Genomic DNA, 19,348 nt, shown 5'->3' on the forward strand with positions numbered 1-19,348 from the left:
ACTCACAACCTACCCGAAGTCACGTGTGGTGGTACGGGCGGCCTCCGGAAATCTCCTGCGCGCGATAGAGCTGCTCGGCCAGAATCAGCCGGACCAGCTGGTGCGGGAACACCAGTTTCGAGAGGCTCCAGACGAAGTCGGCCCGCTGGTGCACGGAGTCGGCCACTCCGTACGCGCCGCCGATGATGACGGTGACCGGCTTGGAGATGTCGAACTGCCGCTGCAATCTGGCGGCGAGGTCCGGCGAGTCGATGTTCCGGCCCCGCTCGTCGAGCAGCACGACATGGTCCTGGGCCCCGATCTTGGCGAGCAGCCGCTCACTCTCCTCGGAACGGGCGGCATCCGCCTCGCGCGACGAGTGCGGCAGCAACTGCCACGTGACGTCGTACGGCTTCTTCATGCGCTTGGCGTAGCGGTCGATCCCCTCGCTCACCCACGACTCGTGCTTCTTCCCGATGGCCAGAACCCGAATTCCCATGTCCCCATCCTCTCAAGAGACAGCCTGTCAGTCGGGCCCCGCGAATTAGCCGCCCTCAGCGAGCGGGCTGCTGGTCGCCGTCGTGATCCACATCGACGGGAGAGCGCGGGCTCCGCTCCGTGTCCACCGCGTCCACGGCACGGATGGCGCCCGTCTCCGGGGTCCAGCCGTCGGCGTATTCGCCGGACTCGTAGTCGTAGTCGACGGGATTGCCGTCTTCGTCGTAGCGCTGATACCACTGGGTGACCTCGTCGGCACTCGAGTCGAACGCGGCGCCGGCACCCTCGCCCTCCGCGGCCTTCTCGACGGAGAGGGCGAAGTCGTCACCGTGTTCGTCGATGCCGGAGCGCACCGCGTTCTCGAGCGCGGTCTGCGCGTATTCGGTGCGGATGACCGCCGGGTCGGTCTGCAGGTCCTTGAAGAACGCGGCGATCATGAACAGGAGGATGACCGCGAAGGGCAGCGCCGAGACGATGATGAGGTTCTGCAGGCCGGAGAGGGCCTCGTTGCCGCCGATCAGGAGCATGACGACGGCGATGCCCATCATCGCCAGTCCCCAGAAGATGGTGACCTTCTTATCCGGATCCGGATTGCCGCGCTGAGAGAGCGTGCCCATCACCAGCGAGGCGGAGTCGGCGGAGGTGACGAAGAAGACCGCCAGGCAGAACATGGCGATGAACGGGGTGATCGAGCCCAGCGGCAGGGCGTGCAGCACCTCGAACAGGAGGTCCTGCGGCGACGTCTCCGCCGTGATCGATTCGTTGCCGTTGGCGCGCATCCACAGCGTTGTGCCGCCGAACGTGCCGAACGCGAGGACGCACACCATGAAGGGGACGGCCAGCGTGGCGAAGATGTACTGCTTGAGCGTGCGGCCGCGGGAGATCCTGGCGAGGAAGATGCCGACGAACGGCGCCCAGGAAGCCCACCAGGCCCAGTAGAAGACGGTCCACGCCTCGGAGAACGCCGCCGCTTCTTCGCCCCACGACGCGCTGCGCGTCATCATCTCGAAGAAGTCGCCGAAGTACTCGAACGTCGCCGAGGGTAGGAAGTTCAGCAGGAACAGGGTCGGGCCAGCCACGAAGATGAAGACGGCGAGTCCGAAGGCCGCGGTCATGTTGATGTTCGAGAGCCAGCGGATGCCGCGGCCGACACCGGAGACGGCGGAGAGGATGAACCCGATCGTGAGCACCATGATGATCGCGATCAGGGCGGAGTTGCCGATGTCCCCGATCCCGGAGACGATCTCGACGCCGCGGCCGATCTGCAAGGTGCCGATGCCGAGCGACGCCGCGGTCCCGAACAGCGTCGCCACGATGGCCAGCATGTCGATGGTCTTGCCCTGCCAGCCGTTGACGCGGTCCTTACCGAAGATCGGCGTGAAGATCGAACTCATCAACGGCACGCGGCCGCGGCGGTAGGCGCCGTAGGCGACGGCGGCGCCGACGAGCGAGTAGAGGGCCCAGGCATGGAAACCCCAGTGGTACAGCGTCTGGGCCATGGCCTTGTGCATGGCTTCGATCGTTTCGGGATCGGCGGCGCCGGGCGCCGGATTCATGTAGTAGTAGAGGGGTTCGTAGGGCCCGAAGAAGAAGATGCCGATCCCGACGCCGGCGGAGAACATCATCGTGATCCACGAGAACGTCTTGAACTCGGGTTTCTCACCGTCGCGCCCGAGGGGGATCCGACCGTACTTGCTCAGCCCCAGGTAGATGAGGAAGGCGAGGACGACCGCGACCAGGATGTTGAAGAGCCAGCCGGTGTTGGAGACGACCCACGTCAGCGCGACACCGGAGACCGCGGTCAGCGACTCCGTGCTGGTGACTCCCCAGATGATGAATCCGACGATCAGTGCGGCCGCGATGCCGAAGACGAGGCGGTCTGTGCCGTAGCGGACCCGCTGTTCGTCGACGGCGATGCCGGGGACGAGTCCGGGGTGGGTGTCGTGCGGGTAGTCGGTGTCGACGGGCGTGCTGGTGGGCCGTGGTGCGTCCACGGTTCCTCCTCGGTAGGCGAACAGGTCAGTCCGGGGAGGCGGTATTCATGCACTGTCCGGAGCTCTGCGGCTCTGGTTCAGCCGAGGCGCGCGGGCGCGCCGCCGACAACCCCGCCGGACAAGACGAACAACCTACGGATGACGTGCATCACATGTCAACCTGAGTTGGTTGCACGTGGCGACGAAACTAGCGTTCGGACGGCGCGGCCGTCGTGCTCCTGACGACGAGTTCGGGTGCGACCCAAGTGTGCGAATGCCGATGCGTCGGATGGTCGATTTCTCCGGCGAGCCAACGCACGATCTCACTGCCTTGATCAGCGGGGCGCTGGCGCAGAGTCGTCAGGCCGAAGGGGCCGGCCAGGAGCTGGTCGTCAGTCCCCACCACCGACACGTCGCCTGGAACATCGAGGCCGGTGTCTCGCGCTGCGAGGACGAGACCAAGTGCGATGTCGTCCGTGGCGGCGTAGAGCGCACGGGGATGGCGTGCGGTGGCGAAAATTTCACGGCCAGCGGCGTAGGCCGAGGTGAAATCGGGGTCCAGACGCAGTTCTCGAGGGCGGGCGAGGCCGGCGGCGGCCAAGGCGGCGGCATAGCCGCGTAGGCGCGCGTCCTCGGCCGCGTAGAGCGAACGGTCTGTTGTGCGCCGCCCCCCGACGAAGTGGATCTGCCGATGTCCGAGCCCGATGAGGTGTTCTGTTGCGATCCGGCCGGCGGCGACGTCGTCCAGACACCATGTCCGAATGCCGTCCGTCGCTTCGCCGACTCCGGCGACGGGCATTCGCATCTCGCGCAACTGCTCGATCTCGTCAGCCGTTAGCGCGAAATTCCCCGAAACTACCGCATCCACGTGTTTGCGCCGCTGAAAGTGATCGAACGCTCTCCGGCGGCGGGTACCCAGTTCTCCCAGGTTGTAGAGGACGACGTCGTAGTCGAGTTCGAGGGCGGCTTCAGCGATGCCGTCGAGCAACGTGCCCGTGAACCACGTGTTGCAGGCTGGGACGATCGCCGCGATCATTCCGGATTTTCCTGTCGCGAGGCTGACTGCTGCCGGCGATGCCACATAGTCGAGTTCCCGGGCGACAGCCAGTACGCGTTCGCGAGTTCCGCTGGCTACCAGGTGCCCGGCGAGTGCGCGCGACGCTGTGGACTTGGAGACGCCCGCGGCGCGAGCGACGTCGGCCAGGGTCGCCATCGGCGCGGTCCTCCTCGAAGCAGCAGTTGTTCAGGGTGAGTCTAACCCTGAAGGAACTGGGCGTAGACGTTTGGTATCAGTTCCACAACGGGACTTGGAAGCGGGTGTGATGTGCGTTACGGTTCACGGATGGAACCGGTTGCGGTCGCGCGGCACGGGATCATCATCAGCACTTTCAGGAGACGAAAAAAGGGGAACACGTCGTGGGAAATTCGCAGCGTCGCTTCACCACCGGACTGGGCATCGTGGGCGTCAGCGTCCTCGCCTTGACGGGGTGTGTGGGAGACATGGAAGAGCAGGGTGGCGACGAAGCCGACTGCAGCGTCTATGAGGAGTACGGCACCTTCGAAGGTGCCGAAGTCAGCGTCTTCGGTTCGATTCTCGATCTCGAGGCGGACCTGCTGAATGAGTCGTGGGCCGACTTCGAAGAGTGCACCGGGATCAGCATCGCCTACGAAGGCACCAGCGAATTCGAAGAGCAGGTCAACGTTCGCGCTCAGGGCGGAAACGCTCCGGACCTGGCGTTCTTCCCGCAGCCCGGCCTGCTTTCCGCGCTGGTGGAACAAGGGCACGTCATTCCCGCTGCTGAGTCAGTTGAAGCCAACGCCGACGAGTTCTGGAGCGAGGACTGGAAGACCTACGGCACGGTTGACGGCGAGTTTTACGCCGCCCCTCTGATGGCAAGCATCAAGGGCTATGTCTGGTATTCGCCGTCGTTCTTCACGGAGAACGGCTACGAGGCGCCAACCACGCTGGATGAGATGGACGAGCTGACCGCCCAGATCGCAGCTGATGGAACAACGCCGTGGTGCGTTGGCTTCGGTTCGGGATCAGCCACGGGGTGGCCTGGCACCGACTGGTTGGAGGACTACGTCCTGCGTTTGCACGGCCCTGAAGTCTACGATCAGTGGGTCAACCACGAGATCCCGTTCAACGATCCGCAAATTGTGGAAGCGATGGATCGGGTGGGGGACATCATCAAGAATCCCGACTACGTCAACGGCGGATTCGGTGACATCAGCACCATCACCAGCACCGACTTCGGCGATGCCGGGTTGCCGATTCTGGACGGCGAGTGCGCGCTTCACCACCAGGCATCTTTCTACGCGGGCTTCTGGCCCGAGGGAACCACTATCGCCGAAGACGGAGATGTCTACGCGTTCTTGACCCCGCAGGAATCTGCTGACGGAGAGCTGGCCGTCACGGGCGGCGGCGAATTCGTGGGCGCGTTCCGCGAGTCGGAAGAGATCACCGCGGTGCAGACGTTCCTGGCAACAGACACCTGGGCCAATAACCGCGTCAGCCTCGGTGGAGTTGTCAGCGCCAACAACGGTGTTGACCCCGCCAACGCCGAGGAGTCCGGGCAGCTGCTCGTCGACGCGATCGCTCTGCTGCAGAACCCTGACACGACCTTCAGGTTCGACGGGTCGGACCTGATGCCCGGTGCCGTGGGTGCCAACAGCTTCTGGAGTGCTCTGGTCGACTGGGTCTCCGGCGACGATACGGAAACTGTCCTGAAACGCGTCGAGGACAACTGGAACTAACCCGCGGCGTGTGGCGGGTGGGGCTGGCAAAGCCCCACCCGCCTCGTCTTTCACGCCCTGCCGTCACCGGTCGGGGCGATGGACTCTGGAGACAACATGACATCACTCGACCTGCTGGGGAAGTTCCTGCAGTTCGCCACCGGACTTTTGGTTTTCGCCATTGTGGTGGCTCTCATCCTGTTCCTGCTCGATCGCGGCGCCAAAGCGGAGAGAACGTCACTTCAGCTGGGCTTGTTCCTCGGCCCGGCGCTGGCGCTCTTGGGGATCGGTCTGATCTACCCGGCCATTCGCACCAGCTTCTTGGCATTCACGGACCGCGCTGGCGAATTTAATGGGTGGGACAACTTCGTCTGGATGTTCACGCAAGATCAGGCGCTGATCACCTTGCTGAACACCTTCGTCTGGATCTTCTTGGTCCCGATCATCTCCACGACGATCGGTTTGGTCTATGCCGTGTTGATCGATAAATCGCGCGGTGAGAAGTACTTCAAGATGCTGGTTTTCATGCCCATGGCGATTTCATTCGTGGGTGCCGGCATCATCTGGCGCTTCATGTACGCGTACCGCTCGGCAAACTACGAGCAGTACGGTCTGGTCAACCAGATCATTGTGAGTCTGGGCGGGGAGCCGCAGCAGATTCTGCAATCGTGGCCGGGCAACACCCTCGCGTTGATCGTGGTGATGATCTGGATCCAGACAGGTTTCGCGATGACCGTCCTGTCGGCGGCGATCAAGGGTGTCCCCGCTGAGCAACTGGAAGCAGCCGAGCTCGACGGCGCCTCGGCGTACCAGCGATTCCTCCAAGTCACCATTCCGGGAATTCGGTCCTCTCTAGTGGTTGTCGTGACGACGATCATGATCGCCACACTGAAGATCTTCGACGTCGTGCGAACCATGACGGCCGGCAACTTCAACACCTCGGTGGTCGCCAACGAGATGTACACGCAGGCGTTCCGCGCCGGCGAGCCGGGGCGCGGCGCCGCTCTGGCTCTGATCCTGTTCGTGATGGTCACGCCGATCGTCGTCTACAACGTCCGCGTCCTGATGAAGCAGAGGCAGATCCGATGAGCCAGCAGACAGCAGCCACCCCTTCCGGGCCTGAACGCATCTCCCAACTGGCGGCCAAGACAACCCGTGTCAAGACGAAACTGTCCACCCGCATCGCAACGGCGGCGGCGTTGGTCATCGCGACCGTGTGGACCATCCCCACGTTCGGGCTCTTCGTCTCCTCCTTCCGGGAACGCGAACTGATCGAATCCAGCGGCTGGTGGACGTTGTTCCAGAACCCGGGTTTCACGCTGGGCAACTATCAGGAAGTCCTGCTGTCGGGGTCGTCGTCCGCGCCGCAGCTGGGTGAGTACTTCGTCAACTCGCTCTTCATCGCCATACCGGCGACGTTGTTCCCGCTGGTGCTCGCGGCGATGGCGGCTTACGCGTTCGCCTGGATCAAGTTCAAAGGATCATCCGCGCTCTTCGTGATGGTCTTCGCCTTGCAAATTGTCCCACTGCAGCTGGCGCTGATCCCGCTTCTTCAACTCACGGTCTCCTTCCTACACCCCTTGATGGGCGCCATCGGAGATGCGGTTCCGATCATCCCGGATCAGCAGTACCTGCCGGTGTGGATCGCGCATACGATCTTCGCGCTGCCGTTGGCGATCTTCCTCCTGCACAACTTCATCGCGGAGATTCCTGGCGAGGTGATCGAAGCGGCTCGCGTCGACGGGGCGGGTCACGCGCAGATCTTCATGAAGATCGTGCTGCCTCTGGCCCTGCCGGCGCTGGCGTCGATTGCGATTTTCCAGTTCCTCTGGGTCTGGAACGACCTGCTGGTGGCTTTGGTGTTCTCCTCGGGAACCGCCGACACCGCACCTCTGACGCAGCGGCTTGCCGAACTCGCCGGATCGCGCGGCCAGAATTGGGCACGACTGACCGCCGGTGCTTTCGTTTCGCTGGTGGTGCCGCTGATCGTCTTCTTCAGCCTCCAGCGCTACTTCGTCCGTGGGTTGCTGGCGGGCTCCGCGAAGGGGTGAGCCAGCGGGCTTAGGCCAAGTGGCTGCGGTCGAAGGCGTCCAGGCTGATGCCCGCTTCCAGGACGACCTTGGCCCACTCCCGGGCCGAGTGCAGGCTGTGGTCGCGGTAGTTGCCGCAGCTGACGGCCTCCGTGCCGGGCACGTCGTCCCACGTGATGCGCTCGGCGAGGTCCTCGAGCGAGGACTTGACCGCGGCGGCGATGGTCTCCGGGGTCGGCTCGCCCCACGCAATCAGGTGGAAGCCGGTGCGGCAGCCGAAGGGGGAGAAGTCGATGAGGCCGTCGAGGCGCGTACGCAGGAGCGCGGCCATCGTGTGCTCGATCGTGTGCAGCCCGGCGGTCGGGATCTCGCCCTCGTTGGGCTGTACCAGGCGCACGTCGTAGTTGGAGATTGCATCGCCCTTGGGGCCGTGTTCGACCCCGATGCGGCGCACGTAGGGCGCCTTGACCTTGGTGTGGTCCAGCGAAAAGCTCTCGACTTCGGCAAGTTCGACGTCATTCATGCGGCCAGTCTAACGCTAGTGTTGACGCGCAGAACATGGGCCGGGAGGCCACTCGAGCGAGAGGAACACGATGACGAATCGGAACACGCTGCTGGTCTTCGCCCACCGCGACGAGGCGAGCGCGTTCGCCGACGTGGAGCACCTGGTCAGCGGGATCGGCAAGGTCAACGCGGCGACGTCGCTCGGCCGTGCGCTGGCCGACGGCGACGTCGACGAGGTGTTGGTCCTGGGCACCGCCGGCGTGATCGGCGACGGAGACTCCCGGCTGGACCTCGACACCGTCTACCAGGTGACCACGGTCCTCCAGCACGACTTCTCGCTGCCTTCGCCCGAGCTGCACCCCGCCGGTGAAGCGCTCGCCGGCGCGCCCGCGGCCACGATGGCCACGGGTGACGTCTTCGTGCAGGACGACGCCGAGCGGGCGCGCATCGCCGGCCTCGGCGCCGAACTGGTCGACATGGAGGGGTACGCGTTCGCGAGCGTATGCGAGCGCTTCGGCGTTCCGCTGCGCATCTTCAAGATCCCGTCCGACTTCGCCGACAGCACGACGACGGCGGAGGAGTGGGACACGATCGTCTTCCGCAAGAGCGAGCAGCTGCGCGCCTTCTGGGACGAGACGCTCACCCGCTGAATCGCCCCGTGAGCAGGCGCCGTTCCAAACTCCGCTGAAAGACGTCTACTCACGCAGCGTTGGCCGCGCTGGGGCGAGCGCTAGTCGTGCAGGATCCGCTGAAAGAGACGGTGATCCTACCAGATTCCGGCGATCTGAAGGTATTTCGGAGCTGTGCCGATCTGCTCGAATCCAGTGTTCCGCAGCACCCGTTGCGAGCCGGTGTTGTGCAGGAGCGTGCTCGCTTCGAGGCGGTGAAGTCCGAGTTCGTCGCGGGCCGCTCTGGCAATCTCCCGAACGGCGGCGGTCGCCAGGCCCCTCCCGGTGTACCGGCTGTCCACCCAGTATCCCAGCCCGGCGCTCTGGAACGGACCTCGTGTGATTCCGGCCAGGTTGAAACGGCCGACGAGCTCATCGCCGGCAAACAAGCCGAGAGGGCAGCCCTCGCCGGCATCGCGCGCCGCGAGGCGCCGGGTGATGTCACCGGCCTGCCACTCCTCGGTGTAGTACTCCTCGGGCCGGAGCGGCTCCCAACGGGCCAGATGCGCGCGGTTCCGGAGGTAGGCAGACGTTAGCGCTGCGGCATCGTCCGAATGCAGAACGCGCATGCTGACATCTTCGGTGAGCTGATGTGATTCGAACACCGCCCAACTCTAGTCGCGTGCCGGGCGGCGGTCAGGCGGTCAGCGGGTTGAGGTCGGCGAGGGCCAACAGTGCGCGCTCGGGATGCTCCGCGATCCGGTTGAGCACATAGAGCCACCACTGTGGCCCGTAGACGACGTACTCGCGGGTGGCGTAGCCCTCGGCGTGCAGCGAGTCCAACAGGGCGTCCCCGAGGCCTTGGAGCATCTCGAATTCGACGTGTTCACCCTGCAGATCCGCGCCGAGCTCGGATTTCAGGGTGTGCACGAGCTGCGCGTCGTGGGTCGCGAGATTGACGCGGTGGCCGGTGCCGACGAGGGAGCGCGCCATCGACACGAACGCCGTCGTCATCGGCGCGGAATCGCGCGGGTGGGCGACGGCTTCGGATTCCAGGAACGCGCCCTTGACCAGACGCACAGGACCCGGCAGGTTCAGACAGCGGTCCAGGTCCTCGGGTGTCCGGTGCAGCCGCGCCTGCAGTGTGATGCCGGTTTCCGGGAAATCCGACGCGACGCGTTCGTAGAGGTCGAGGACGAGATCGGTCCGGTCCGAGCCTTCCGCGGAGATCATGACCGATGTGCCGGCGTCGCGCGCGGCCTGCGCGATCGCGGTGACGTTCTCCAGGCCTGTTGCTGGTGAAACCAGGGACCCGACGTGAGAGAGGTCGAAGGAGAGTGTGGCGGGCGGCCCCGCGGCGCTGATCCGGCGGGCGAGCTGGATGAATTCCTGCGTTTCGCGAGCGGCGACGCCGGGATCGCGCACGGACTCGCCGACGCACTCGATGCTGCCCCGGTGTCCTCGGGAGGCGTTGGACGTCACGACGGCCAGCGCTTCCTCGATTGTCTCCCCGGCGGTGTAGCGGCGCGCGATGCGCTGCGCGAGGGCCGACTGCTCGCGGTCGGCCATGATGCGGGCCTTGAGTTCCTCGTCGAGCGCCCAGGTGCGAAGGGTGTCGGCGGCGCGGGCTACGGTCTTCTCATCGATCAGCATGCCCTGATGCTACTGCGAGAACGCGGGCCGTGGGGAAGCGTGTTCTCCGCAAAGAAAAACCCCGCAGATCCAAGGATCTACGGGGCTGCTCTGGCGGTGACGGTGGGATTTGAACCCACGGTACGGGGTTACCGTACACAACATTTCGAGTGTTGCACCTTCGGCCGCTCGGACACGTCACCAGATGTGGATTCGTTTGCACGAAACCAGACTGGACTACTGTACCGGAGCATGCGCGGCACGCTCAAATCGGTCCGGGCGCCTCAGCGCCTCGCCTGGAAGAAATCGCGCAGCAGCGCCCCGCACTCCTCCTCGCGCACCCCGGGGAAGACCTCGACGAAGTGGTTGAGCCGCGGCTCCCGCAGCACGTCGAACACCGAGCCCGAGGCCCCGGCCTTCTCGTCCCACGCGCCGAAGACGACACGCGGGATCCGCGCCAAAACGATCGCACCCGCGCACATCGCGCACGGTTCCAGCGTCACGACGAGCGTGCAGTCGGCCAGCCGCCAGCCGTCGTCGTTCCCGGCCTCGCGCAGGGCCGCGGCCGCGGCGCGGATCGCCTCGACCTCGGCGTGCGCGGTGGGGTCGCCGTCCGCCTCGCGCCGGTTGCGGCCGGCCGCGAGCACCCGCCCATCGGGATCCAGCACGACGGCGCCGATCGGCACGTCGCTCGTCTCCAGGGCCGCGCGCGCCTCGTCGAGGGCGAGGCCCATCCACTCGTCGTGGGTCGAAGCGCGGGAGATCACGCCTGAATCCTAGTCCACCCGGCCCGCGCTGCTGGTAGTTTTGAGGCATGCGAGTACAGGTTGTAGACCATCCGCTGGTCGCCCATAAGGTTTCCGTCCTGCGTGACAAGAACACCAGTTCACCGGTGTTCCGGCAGCTCACCGACGAGCTGGTGACGCTGCTGGCGTACGAGGCCACCGGGGAGGTCAAGACGGTCGAGGTCCAGGTGGAGACGCCCGTCGCCACGACCACCGGCACCGCCTTCGCCAAGCCCACCCCGCTCGTGGTGCCGATCCTGCGCGCCGGCCTGGGCATGCTCGAGGGCATGACGCGACTGGTCCCGACTGCCGAGGTCGGGTTCCTCGGCATGGCCCGGGACGAGGAGACGCTCAACATCGTCACCTACGCCGAGCGCCTGCCGGACGACCTCACGGGGCGCCAGGTCTTCCTGCTCGATCCGATGCTCGCGACCGGCGGCACGCTGGTCGAGGCCATCAAGTTCCTCTTCGCCCGCGGAGCCGAGTCCGTGACCTGCATCTGCCTCATCGCGGCCCCCGAGGGGATCGCGCGGCTCGAGGAGACGCACGGCGGCGACGACCGCATCCGGCTGGTGCTCGCGGCCCTCGACGAGAGGCTCGACGAGAACGCCTACATCGTTCCCGGCCTCGGCGACGCCGGCGATCGCCTGTACGGTCTGGCGCAGTAACTCCCGGCCCGCAACCCTCAGCCGGCGAGCGGCAGCCGGACCTCGAACGTCGTGCGGCCCGGCCGGCCGTCTTCGCGGCGCCGGCTGGTCACGTCGATCGATCCGCCGTGCGCCTCCACGATCGCCTTGACGATCGGCAGGCCCAGCCCAGTCGTGCCGTCCGAGCCCGACCGCGCCGCGTCCGCGCGCGTAAAGCGCTCGAACACGTGCGGCAGGAAGTCCGCGGTGATCCCGTCGCCGTCGTCGCTCACTGTCAGGGCCAGCGGCCCGTTGCCGCGGGCGGTGAGGCGCACCGTCACCCGCGTGCCCTCCGGCGTGTGCTTGCGGGCGTTGGCGAGCAGGTTCGCCACGACCTGCCGCAGCTGCGCCTCATCGCCGCGCGTCTCGACGGCCTCCGCCGGCACGTCCAGCTCCCACGTGTGGCTCGGCGCAGTGACCTGGAAGTCCGCGGCCTCCTCGACCACGAGGCGCGAGAGGTCGACGACGGCGCCGCCGCCCGGACCGCCCGCCGCGGCGGAGGCGTCGTCGTGCCGTGCCTTGCGCTCGTCGAGGCGTGCCAACAGGAGCAGGTCGTCGACGAGAGAGCCCATGCGCCGGCTCTGGTCGAGCACGCGGCTCATCGCGGTGCGCCCGTCGTCGCTGAGGTGCTCGGTGGCGTTGACGAGCTCCGAATAGCCGCGCACCGCGGCGAGCGGCGTGCGGAGCTCGTGCGAGGCGTCCCCGACGAACTGGCGCAGTTTCTCCTCCGAGGCCTGGCGCGCCTCCAGGGCGCTCGTGACATTGTCCAGCAGGCCGTTGAGCGCGTGCCCGACGTTGCCGGCCTCGGTGCCGGGGACGGCGTCGTCGGCGGCGACGCGTTCGGCGACCTGCACGCGGCCGGCGTCGAGCTCCAGATTGGAGACGTGCGTGGCGACCGCCGAGACCCGCTCGAGGGGCTTGAGCGAGCGGCGGACGATGACGGATCCGAGGAGGGCCGTAGCCGTGAGGCCGGCGAATGAGACGACGAGTATGGTCCACGTCAGCTGGTCCAAAGTGGTCTGCGTCCGGGACTCGGGCAGGCCCATGATGAGGACCGCGTCGTCGATGCGGCTCGCGGAGACGCGGTAGTCGCCGATGCTCAGCTCGAGGGACTGCGGCTCGCGGCCGAGCGGGGTGCTCAGCAGTTCCCGCTGGTCGTCAGGGGAGAGCAGCGATACCGTGTGGTGCTTGCCCGTCGTCGAGTCGAGGACGCCGCCGACACCGAGACGGTCGCCGGTGACCAGGAAGCTCAGCGTTCCCGATGCCTGTCCGGGGGCGGAGAGCGGATTGCCGTTCGGGAACCCGCGCTGCACGTCCTCGGCGCGCTGGGTGGCCTGGGCAAGCTCAGAGTCGAGTTGGCCGTACAGCTGCGAGCGCATCACCGTCTGCGTGATCAGGCCGATAACCAGGCAGATCAGCGCCAGCATGGCGACGAGTGCCAGCAGCATGCGCGTGCGAAGGCTCATGCGGCGGGCTTGAGGACGTATCCCGCCCCGCGGACGGTATGGATCATGGGCTCGCGGCCGGCGTCGATCTTCTTGCGCAGGTAGGAGATGTAGAGCTCGACGATGTTGGCCTGGCCGCCGAAGTCGTACTCCCAGACGTTGGTGAGGATCTGCCCCTTGCTCATGACGCGACGGGCGTTCTCCATCAGGAAGCGCAGCAGGTCGAACTCCGTCGCGGTCAGTGTGATCGATTCTCCGCCGCGCCGAGCCTCCCGCAAGTCGAGGTCCAGCACCAGGTCGCCGACGACGATCTCTGCTGCATCCGAGGCGGTCACGCCCGAACGCTCGACCAGGCGGTGCAGGCGCAGGAGCACCTCTTCCAGACTGAACGGCTTCGTCACGTAGTCGTCGCCGCCCGAGGCGAGGCCTTCGATCTTGTTCTCCGTCGAGTCCTTGGCCGTGAGGAACAGGACGGGGACATCCGGCAGGAAGGCGCGGATCTTGCTGAGGACCTCGGGGCCGTCGAAGCCCGGCAGCATCCAATCGAGGATCAGCACGTCGGGCGTGAACTCGCGAGCGGCGGCGACGGCGTCCGGGCCGTCGTGCGCGATCCGCGTCTCCCAGCCCATCATCCGCGAGCCCATGCTGACGAGTTCGGCGAGGGATGGTTCGTCGTCCACGACCAGCGCGCGCACGGGGGAGCCGTCCGGGTGGGTGAGGCGTGGCAGCTGGTGCGGGGCGAAGTTCTCCGGGGTCATACCTCTACTGTGCCTCGGCAGTGTGAGCCGAATCTAGGTCTGGCCTGTGCGGAGACTGTGAAAGTATGGAAGCCAGCCGACGCTTTAGCACGTCGGCGTCAAGCATCCCGGCTGAGAACCCGGAGTATGACACCTCCTGCACCAACGTATAAGTATTCGCTAGTGCTCATAAAGGTGCGGACGTTTCGAGCACGTTGAACAGATCTAACATCCCCGAGCAATTTCTGTGAGCATTTCGACCGACGCGAAGCGAATGATGCGGAAATGTGCCGATAGTGATCCTGATCACAAAATGCACCACTTGTCTCACATGATGGACAACTCGGGCGAATATTACTTGCGGGTCGGGTTTGCCGCACGTCACACTGGGCAATGTGATCGTTGATCGGTACAGGACGCGCCTCGGCTCTTCACACGGACCGAAGTGGACCCTGACCGGCTCGACGCGCCGGCTCACCGCACAGTAATGAGGTTTACAGATGTCCGTCACTTCCGGATACGTCCACATCTCCGTTCGCAATGCCCAGAACCGCGCTGCAGCAGCGCAGCGTCAGGCCTCCAGCCATGCTGGCTACGGTGCCGCGGCGCCGCAGCGTCCGCTGCACGCCGTCCCGGGCGTGCAGGAGCGGCAGCCCATGACCGCGCCGATGCCCGTTGTTTCGCAGAACAGCCAGGCGCGCGGCCCTCAGGCGGTCAAGAGCGATACGGAAGCGCGCGGCTTTGTTCTCTACGTCGGCATGGACGAGGCGACCGCCCAGGCCGCCGGCACGTCCCTCGGCAAGCTTGCCACGCAGGTACGCGCCTTCCTCCAAACGCTGGCCCCCGACGCCAAGACCCACGCCGCAGTAGCGCTCGCTCCGGCCGACGCGCAGGGCGACAATATCGACGTCGTGCGCCAGGCGCTCGGGGACCCGACGGTCTCCCGCCGGCCCCGCGCGGAGGCGGCCCGTGCCCAGCAGGCTGCCCCGCGGCCCTCCGGCGTTCTCATTGACCTTTCCCGGCGCGAGGTCCACCTCGACGGCGAGTCGCTCAACCTCACCTACAAGGAGTTCGAGCTGCTCAACTACCTTGTTGAGAACGGCACGCGCACCGTCGGCCGCGAGGAGCTGCTCACCAACCTGTGGCGCAATGCCGAGGAGATCCCGAACGAGCGCACCATCGACGTGCACATCCGGCGTCTGCGCTCGAAGCTCGGGCGCCTGGCAAACACCGTTCGCACCGTGCGCGGCCAGGGCTACCGCTTCTACGAGCACCCCGAGGTCGTCGTCTGGGCCGCACCGGAGTACTCCATCTAGTCAGAATTAGCCATCGCAGCGGCCGTTCCCCGACAGGGGAGCGGCCGCGAGTCGCTTAACGGGTGTTCTGCGCGGATAGGGTTGGGGCATGAGCGACCATCACATCAAGCGCCTGCTGCTGCTGAGGCATGCCAAGGCCGCCTTCCCGTTCGGCGTCGAGGATCACTCGAGGCCGCTGGGCTCCAGCGGCGATGCGGCCGCTCCGCTCGCCGGCCGCTGGATGGTGGAGAACGATGTGGTCCCCGACTACATCGTCTGCTCCGACGCGCTCCGCACCCGCTCGACGTGCGCGTGGGTCTCGAGTGAACTGGGCGAGGCCGGTCCGACGCCGTACATCGACTCGCGCGTCTACGGTGCAGGTCCCGCCCGGTTGCTTTCGATCATCAACGAGACCCCGGAGACGGTCAGGACGCTGCTGGTCATCGGGCACCTGCCGACCGTCCAGGAGCTCGCCATGAATCTGGCGTCCAAAGAGTCCGACGAGTCCGCTGTGATGGACCTGGCGACGGAGTACCCGCCGCTCGGGCTGACGCTGCTCGAGGCGACCAAGCCGTGGGCCGAACTCGACGGTCGGGACGCCCGCGTCACGCGGTTCGCGGTGCCGCGCCCGTAGGCAGCGCAGGCCGCCCGGCGACCTCCTGCTGCTTCTCGAGCGCTTTCAGGGGGAGGCGGCTGCGGACAGCAAAAAGGCCCCGCCGAAGCGGAGCCTTTTCACATTTTGTGCGCCCAAAGGGATTCGAACCCCTGACCTTCTGTTCCGTAGACAGACGCTCTATCCAGCTGAGCTATGGGCGCATATTTTGTTGTTTTCGCCGCCCGCCGTGCGTTCGACCTGTTCAACTATACACACGCTATTTGGGGGTGCAAAATCGGATGCCTCCTCTCGAGGCTGGGCTGGCCCCGATTTGTCGATCAGGACCCGTATAACTAGACCGGTCTACGTGACCTTAATCACAGCAAAGTCGCGCGGAACCCCGAAAACCCGGGGAAGTGTCGACCCGGAAGGCTTGATACCAGCCGGTAGTGCGAAGTCCATCACATTGGCGACGGGAGCTGCGCCCGTAGCATCGATACACCAGTAACAGCCCAATGGAGGGAATGGACATGAGCGAGAGCTCCACCAAGCAGGTCGACGACGCGCGGACTACGGCGCCAACTTCTCACGCGGCTCTGTCCGCCTGGGTGGCCGAGGTTGCCGAGATGACGAATCCTGCTGAGGTGTATTGGGTTGACGGCAGCCAGGAGGAGAACGACAGGCTGACCGCTGAGCTCGTCCAGACTGGAACATTTCGCCGGCTCAACGACGAGAGGTTCCCCAATTCCTTCGCCGCCTTCTCCGACCCGGCCGACGTCGCCCGGGTCGAGGAGCGGACGTTCATCTGCTCGCAGGAGGAGAGGGACTCCGGCTTCACCAACAACTGGATGGACCCGGAGCAGATGAAGGGCATCCTTACGGAGCGCTTCACCGGCTCGATGGCAGGGCGCACGATGTACGTGATCCCGTTCGTGATGGGCCCCCTCGACGCCGAGGAGCCCCAGTACGGGGTCGAGATCACCGACTCCGCCTACGTCGTCGTCTCGATGCGGATCATGGCGCGCATCGGCACCGATGTGCTGCGCAAGATGGAAGCCGAGAACGCGTTCTTCGTGCCGGCGCTGCACTCCGTCGGCGCGCCGCTGGCGCCCGGGCAGGACGACGTCGCCTGGCCGTGCAACCCGGAGAAGTGGATTGTGCACTTCCCCGAGGAGCGCTCGATCTGGTCTTTCGGTTCCGGCTACGGCGGCAACGCGCTCCTCGGCAAGAAGTGCTACGCGCTGCGTATCGCCTCGGTCATCGCCCGCGATGAGGGTTGGCTCGCCGAGCACATGCTCATCCTCCGGCTGACGAGCCCCGAGGGCCGCTCCTACAACATCGCTGGCGCCTTCCCGTCGGCGTGCGGCAAGACCAACCTGGCGCTGCTCGACCCGACGATCGACGGCTGGAAGGCCGAGACGCTCGGCGACGACATCAACTGGATGCGCATCGGCAAGGACGGCGAACTGCGCGGCGTCAACCCGGAGTACGGTCTGTTCGGCGTCGCCCCCGGCACTGGCTGGTCCACGAACCCGAACGCGATGCGCGCCATCGCCAAGGGAAATTCCGTCTTCACCAACGTCGCACTCACCGACGACGGCGGCGTCTGGTGGGAGGGCATGACCGACGAGGTCCCGGAACACCTGACCGATTGGCAGGGAAATGACTGGACGCCTGAGTCGGGACGCCCGGCAGCGCACCCGAACTCGCGTTTCTGCACGCCCATCAGCCAGATCGACATGCTCTCCGACGAGTACTACAGCCCCGACGGCGTCGAGATCCACGCGATCCTCTTCGGCGGTCGGCGTAAGACCACCATCCCGCTGGTGACCGAAGCCCGCTCCTGGGCCAACGGCGTCTTCATGGGTTCGACGCTGTCGTCGGAGACCACGGCCGCGGCCTCCGGCGCCGTCGGCGTAGTGCGCCGCGACCCGATGGCCATGCTCCCGTTCATCGGCTACAACGCCGGTGACTACCTGAACCACTGGGACAAGATCTCCGGCCTGCTCTCCGCGGAGCGGCGCCCGAAGATCTTCCTCGTGAACTGGTTCCGCCGAACGCAGGACGGCGGTTTCGCGTGGCCCGGTTTCGGCGATAACTCGCGGGTGCTGAAGTGGGTCGTCGAGCGCATCGAGGGCACGGCCGACGCCAACGAAACCCCGATCGGCTTCGTCCCCACGGGCGACTCGATCGACCTGACCGGCCTGGCGGACTACAACGCGGCCGACGTCGAGGCCGCTGTCAACGTCGACAAGGACGAATGGGCAGCCGAGATCGACGGCATCGAGCAGTGGTACGCGAACTTCGGCGAGGCCCTTCCGGCGTCGCTGCGCGCCGAGCTCGACGGGCTGAAGGAACGCCTCGGCGCCTGACGCTCTGGAAAGAGGGCCCCGGACCAGCGGTCCGGGGCCCTCGTGCGTCCGGAGGCCCCGTCGGAGCAGGGCAGCGTGGCTAGGCGACGAATCACCTAGTTGGTGGCAGAATGGGGCCATGATTCTCGCGCGGCTGATCCTCGGTCTACTGACCCTGGCGCCCATGACCGGGTACGACCTCAAGAAGCACTTCGACTCCAGCATCAATCATTTCTGGAACGCCGACAAGGCCCAGATCTATCGGACGCTGAACAAGCTGGTCGACGACGGTCTCGCCGTCGTGCGGGTCGTCGCGCAGGAGAACTATCCCGACCGTCAGGAGCACCACATCACGGAGGCCGGCCGCGCCGAACTCGCCGCGTGGCTGCAGACCGGGCTCGACCCCGAACCGGTCCGCGAGCCGTTCCTGGCCAGACTCTTCTTCTCCGGCGAGCTCGAGCGGGAGGACGTCTTCCGGATCCTGCGCGCCCGCCGCTCCGAAGTGACGGACCGTCTCGAGGACTACCGCGCGCAGCGGGCTGGCCTCGGCGACGTCTCGGGCTTCGACCGCCGAGCCTTCTTGATGGCGGCCACGCTGGAGCGCGAGGTCAGCCGGACCGAGGCCGAGCTCAAATGGCTGCGCAGCGTCGAGAGGAGCATGCCGTGAGCGAGAAATCCGACCGCGTCGAGGGTGAGCACGCGGACTACCCGGAGGTGCACGCCTCGCGGCGTCCCCGCCCGGATGGGGAGCGGACGCAGACCCTCGTCTTCCTGCACAACGGCATGACCGGGAACTGGTCGTGGCACCGCCAGGTCGAGGCCTTCGGCGACTACCGGGTGCTGACCCCGCACCTGCCCGGCTACGGCACCCGCCGGGACGAGGACTGGAACGGGTTCGACAGCGCGGCAGACGACGTCGCGGCGTTCATCGCCGATCGCGTCGAGGCCGGGCGGGTCCACCTCGTCGGGCTCGGGCTCGGCGGGCTGGTCGGGCTGCACGTCCTGTCACGCCACCCCGAGCTCATCGACAGCGCGTTCCTCTCCGGGATGCCCACGGTTGCCCCGGCCGCGCCCGCGCGCACCGGTGCCGCCGCGCGGCTGCGGATCTGGGGCGGCGAGTGGTTCGCCAAGATGCAGGCCGGCGCCTTCGGCGTCCTCGAAGCCGCGGAGAACGACGACGTCGCCACGGCGACCGCTCGCGCCGTCGCCCAGGACCTGGCCACGGTCGCCCTGCCCGATGGGCTCGACGAGTTCGAGGGCCCCGTGCTGCTGGCCGCCGGTGCCAAGGAGCCGCCGCACATCCGCAAGGGCCTCGATTCGCTGGACGGTCGCTTCGAGCACGCGCAGGTGCGCATCGCGCCGGGGATGCACCACGCTTGGAATCTGGAGGAGCCGCTGCTGTTCAATGCGGCCGTGCGCCGCTGGGCCGAACGGCACGAGGCGCACCCCCGGCTGGACGACCCCGCGTAGGCGGCGCGGTCCGGGGGAGCTGCG

At 66.4% G+C, this 19,348-nt stretch carries 19 protein-coding genes and 2 tRNA genes; 10 read left to right on the forward strand and 11 right to left on the reverse strand.

The window, feature by feature from the left end:
* Positions 1-19: 19 nt before the first annotated feature.
* The 3 genes from rlmH to EV380_RS00250 all read right to left on the reverse strand — a co-directional run bounded on the left by rlmH (position 20) and on the right by EV380_RS00250 (position 3,663).
* Complete coding sequence (gene rlmH, locus EV380_RS00240) at positions 20-478, reverse strand: 23S rRNA (pseudouridine(1915)-N(3))-methyltransferase RlmH (protein WP_102160297.1); 459 nt, start codon at positions 476-478, stop codon at positions 20-22.
* A 55-nt stretch (positions 479-533) separates the two neighbouring features.
* Positions 534-2,471, reverse strand: a complete 1,938-nt coding sequence (locus EV380_RS00245) for a BCCT family transporter (protein WP_130448535.1) — start codon at positions 2,469-2,471, stop codon at positions 534-536.
* Positions 2,472-2,658: 187 nt separating this feature from the next.
* Positions 2,659-3,663, reverse strand: coding sequence for a LacI family DNA-binding transcriptional regulator (locus EV380_RS00250; RefSeq protein WP_130448537.1), 1,005 nt, complete (start codon positions 3,661-3,663; stop codon positions 2,659-2,661).
* 203 nt (positions 3,664-3,866) lie between these two features.
* On the opposite strand from EV380_RS00250, the gene EV380_RS00255 reads away from it, so the two are divergent.
* From EV380_RS00255 to EV380_RS00265, 3 genes are all read left to right on the forward strand, one after another.
* Positions 3,867-5,207 (forward strand): ABC transporter substrate-binding protein, encoded by a 1,341-nt coding sequence (locus EV380_RS00255; RefSeq protein WP_130448539.1) that lies wholly within the window; start codon positions 3,867-3,869, stop codon positions 5,205-5,207.
* Positions 5,208-5,303: 96 nt separating this feature from the next.
* Entirely contained in the window at positions 5,304-6,275 is a 972-nt protein-coding gene (locus tag EV380_RS00260) for a carbohydrate ABC transporter permease (RefSeq protein ID WP_130448541.1), read from the forward strand.
* A complete protein-coding gene (locus EV380_RS00265) occupies positions 6,272-7,237 on the forward strand; it encodes a carbohydrate ABC transporter permease (protein ID WP_102160305.1) in 966 nt (321 codons plus the stop codon). The genes EV380_RS00260 and EV380_RS00265 overlap by 4 nt, the downstream gene beginning before the upstream one ends.
* Before the next feature lie 10 nt (positions 7,238-7,247).
* Here the strand turns inward: EV380_RS00265 and EV380_RS00270 are convergent, their stop codons facing one another.
* Positions 7,248-7,739 (reverse strand): S-ribosylhomocysteine lyase, encoded by a 492-nt coding sequence (locus tag EV380_RS00270; protein WP_102160307.1) that lies wholly within the window; start codon positions 7,737-7,739, stop codon positions 7,248-7,250.
* Between the two features lie 70 nt (positions 7,740-7,809).
* Here EV380_RS00270 and EV380_RS00275 point away from each other — a divergent pair, with 70 nt between their 5' ends.
* Entirely contained in the window at positions 7,810-8,370 is a 561-nt protein-coding gene (locus tag EV380_RS00275) for a phosphorylase family protein (protein WP_130448543.1), read from the forward strand.
* Positions 8,371-8,486: 116 nt separating this feature from the next.
* Here EV380_RS00275 and EV380_RS00280 read toward each other — a convergent pair whose 3' ends face one another.
* The 4 genes from EV380_RS00280 to tadA form a co-directional block, all read right to left on the reverse strand.
* A complete protein-coding gene (locus tag EV380_RS00280) occupies positions 8,487-8,993 on the reverse strand; it encodes a GNAT family N-acetyltransferase (protein ID WP_341272751.1) in 507 nt (168 codons plus the stop codon).
* 31 nt (positions 8,994-9,024) lie between these two features.
* A complete protein-coding gene (locus EV380_RS00285) occupies positions 9,025-9,981 on the reverse strand; it encodes a proline dehydrogenase family protein (RefSeq protein WP_130448545.1) in 957 nt (318 codons plus the stop codon).
* Between the two features lie 91 nt (positions 9,982-10,072).
* Positions 10,073-10,163 (reverse strand) — tRNA-Ser (locus EV380_RS00290).
* 81 nt (positions 10,164-10,244) lie between these two features.
* Positions 10,245-10,727 (reverse strand): tRNA adenosine(34) deaminase TadA, encoded by a 483-nt coding sequence (gene tadA, locus EV380_RS00295; RefSeq protein WP_207219261.1) that lies wholly within the window; start codon positions 10,725-10,727, stop codon positions 10,245-10,247.
* Positions 10,728-10,774: 47 nt separating this feature from the next.
* Here tadA and upp point away from each other — a divergent pair, with 47 nt between their 5' ends.
* Positions 10,775-11,413, forward strand: coding sequence for a uracil phosphoribosyltransferase (upp, locus tag EV380_RS00300; RefSeq protein WP_130448547.1), 639 nt, complete (start codon positions 10,775-10,777; stop codon positions 11,411-11,413).
* Between the two features lie 17 nt (positions 11,414-11,430).
* Here the strand turns inward: upp and EV380_RS00305 are convergent, their stop codons facing one another.
* A complete protein-coding gene (locus EV380_RS00305) occupies positions 11,431-12,897 on the reverse strand; it encodes a sensor histidine kinase (RefSeq protein WP_130448549.1) in 1,467 nt (488 codons plus the stop codon).
* Positions 12,894-13,634, reverse strand: a complete 741-nt coding sequence (locus EV380_RS00310) for a response regulator transcription factor (RefSeq protein ID WP_130448551.1) — start codon at positions 13,632-13,634, stop codon at positions 12,894-12,896. Before EV380_RS00310 ends, EV380_RS00305 begins: the two co-directional genes overlap by 4 nt.
* Before the next feature lie 479 nt (positions 13,635-14,113).
* Here EV380_RS00310 and EV380_RS00315 point away from each other — a divergent pair, with 479 nt between their 5' ends.
* Together EV380_RS00315 and EV380_RS00320 are read left to right on the forward strand one after the other, a co-directional pair.
* Positions 14,114-14,929, forward strand: a complete 816-nt coding sequence (locus EV380_RS00315) for a winged helix-turn-helix domain-containing protein (protein ID WP_102160323.1) — start codon at positions 14,114-14,116, stop codon at positions 14,927-14,929.
* 88 nt (positions 14,930-15,017) lie between these two features.
* Positions 15,018-15,542 (forward strand): SixA phosphatase family protein, encoded by a 525-nt coding sequence (locus tag EV380_RS00320; RefSeq protein WP_130448553.1) that lies wholly within the window; start codon positions 15,018-15,020, stop codon positions 15,540-15,542.
* 108 nt (positions 15,543-15,650) lie between these two features.
* Here the strand turns inward: EV380_RS00320 and EV380_RS00325 are convergent.
* Positions 15,651-15,724, reverse strand: a tRNA-Arg gene (locus tag EV380_RS00325).
* Positions 15,725-16,033: 309 nt separating this feature from the next.
* Here EV380_RS00325 and EV380_RS00330 point away from each other — a divergent pair.
* The 3 genes from EV380_RS00330 to EV380_RS00340 all read left to right on the forward strand — a co-directional run bounded on the left by EV380_RS00330 (position 16,034) and on the right by EV380_RS00340 (position 19,324).
* On the forward strand, positions 16,034-17,875 hold the full coding sequence (locus tag EV380_RS00330; protein WP_130448555.1) for a phosphoenolpyruvate carboxykinase (GTP): 1,842 nt from the start codon (positions 16,034-16,036) through the stop codon (positions 17,873-17,875).
* A 118-nt stretch (positions 17,876-17,993) separates the two neighbouring features.
* On the forward strand, positions 17,994-18,521 hold the full coding sequence (locus EV380_RS00335) for a PadR family transcriptional regulator (RefSeq protein ID WP_102160327.1): 528 nt from the start codon (positions 17,994-17,996) through the stop codon (positions 18,519-18,521).
* Positions 18,518-19,324, forward strand: coding sequence for an alpha/beta fold hydrolase (locus tag EV380_RS00340; protein WP_165391856.1), 807 nt, complete (start codon positions 18,518-18,520; stop codon positions 19,322-19,324). The genes EV380_RS00335 and EV380_RS00340 overlap by 4 nt, the downstream gene beginning before the upstream one ends.
* Positions 19,325-19,348: the final 24 nt, after the last annotated feature.

The organism is Zhihengliuella halotolerans (assembly GCF_004217565.1).
In the GTDB taxonomy this organism is placed as follows: Bacteria; Actinomycetota; Actinomycetes; order Actinomycetales; family Micrococcaceae; genus Zhihengliuella; species Zhihengliuella halotolerans.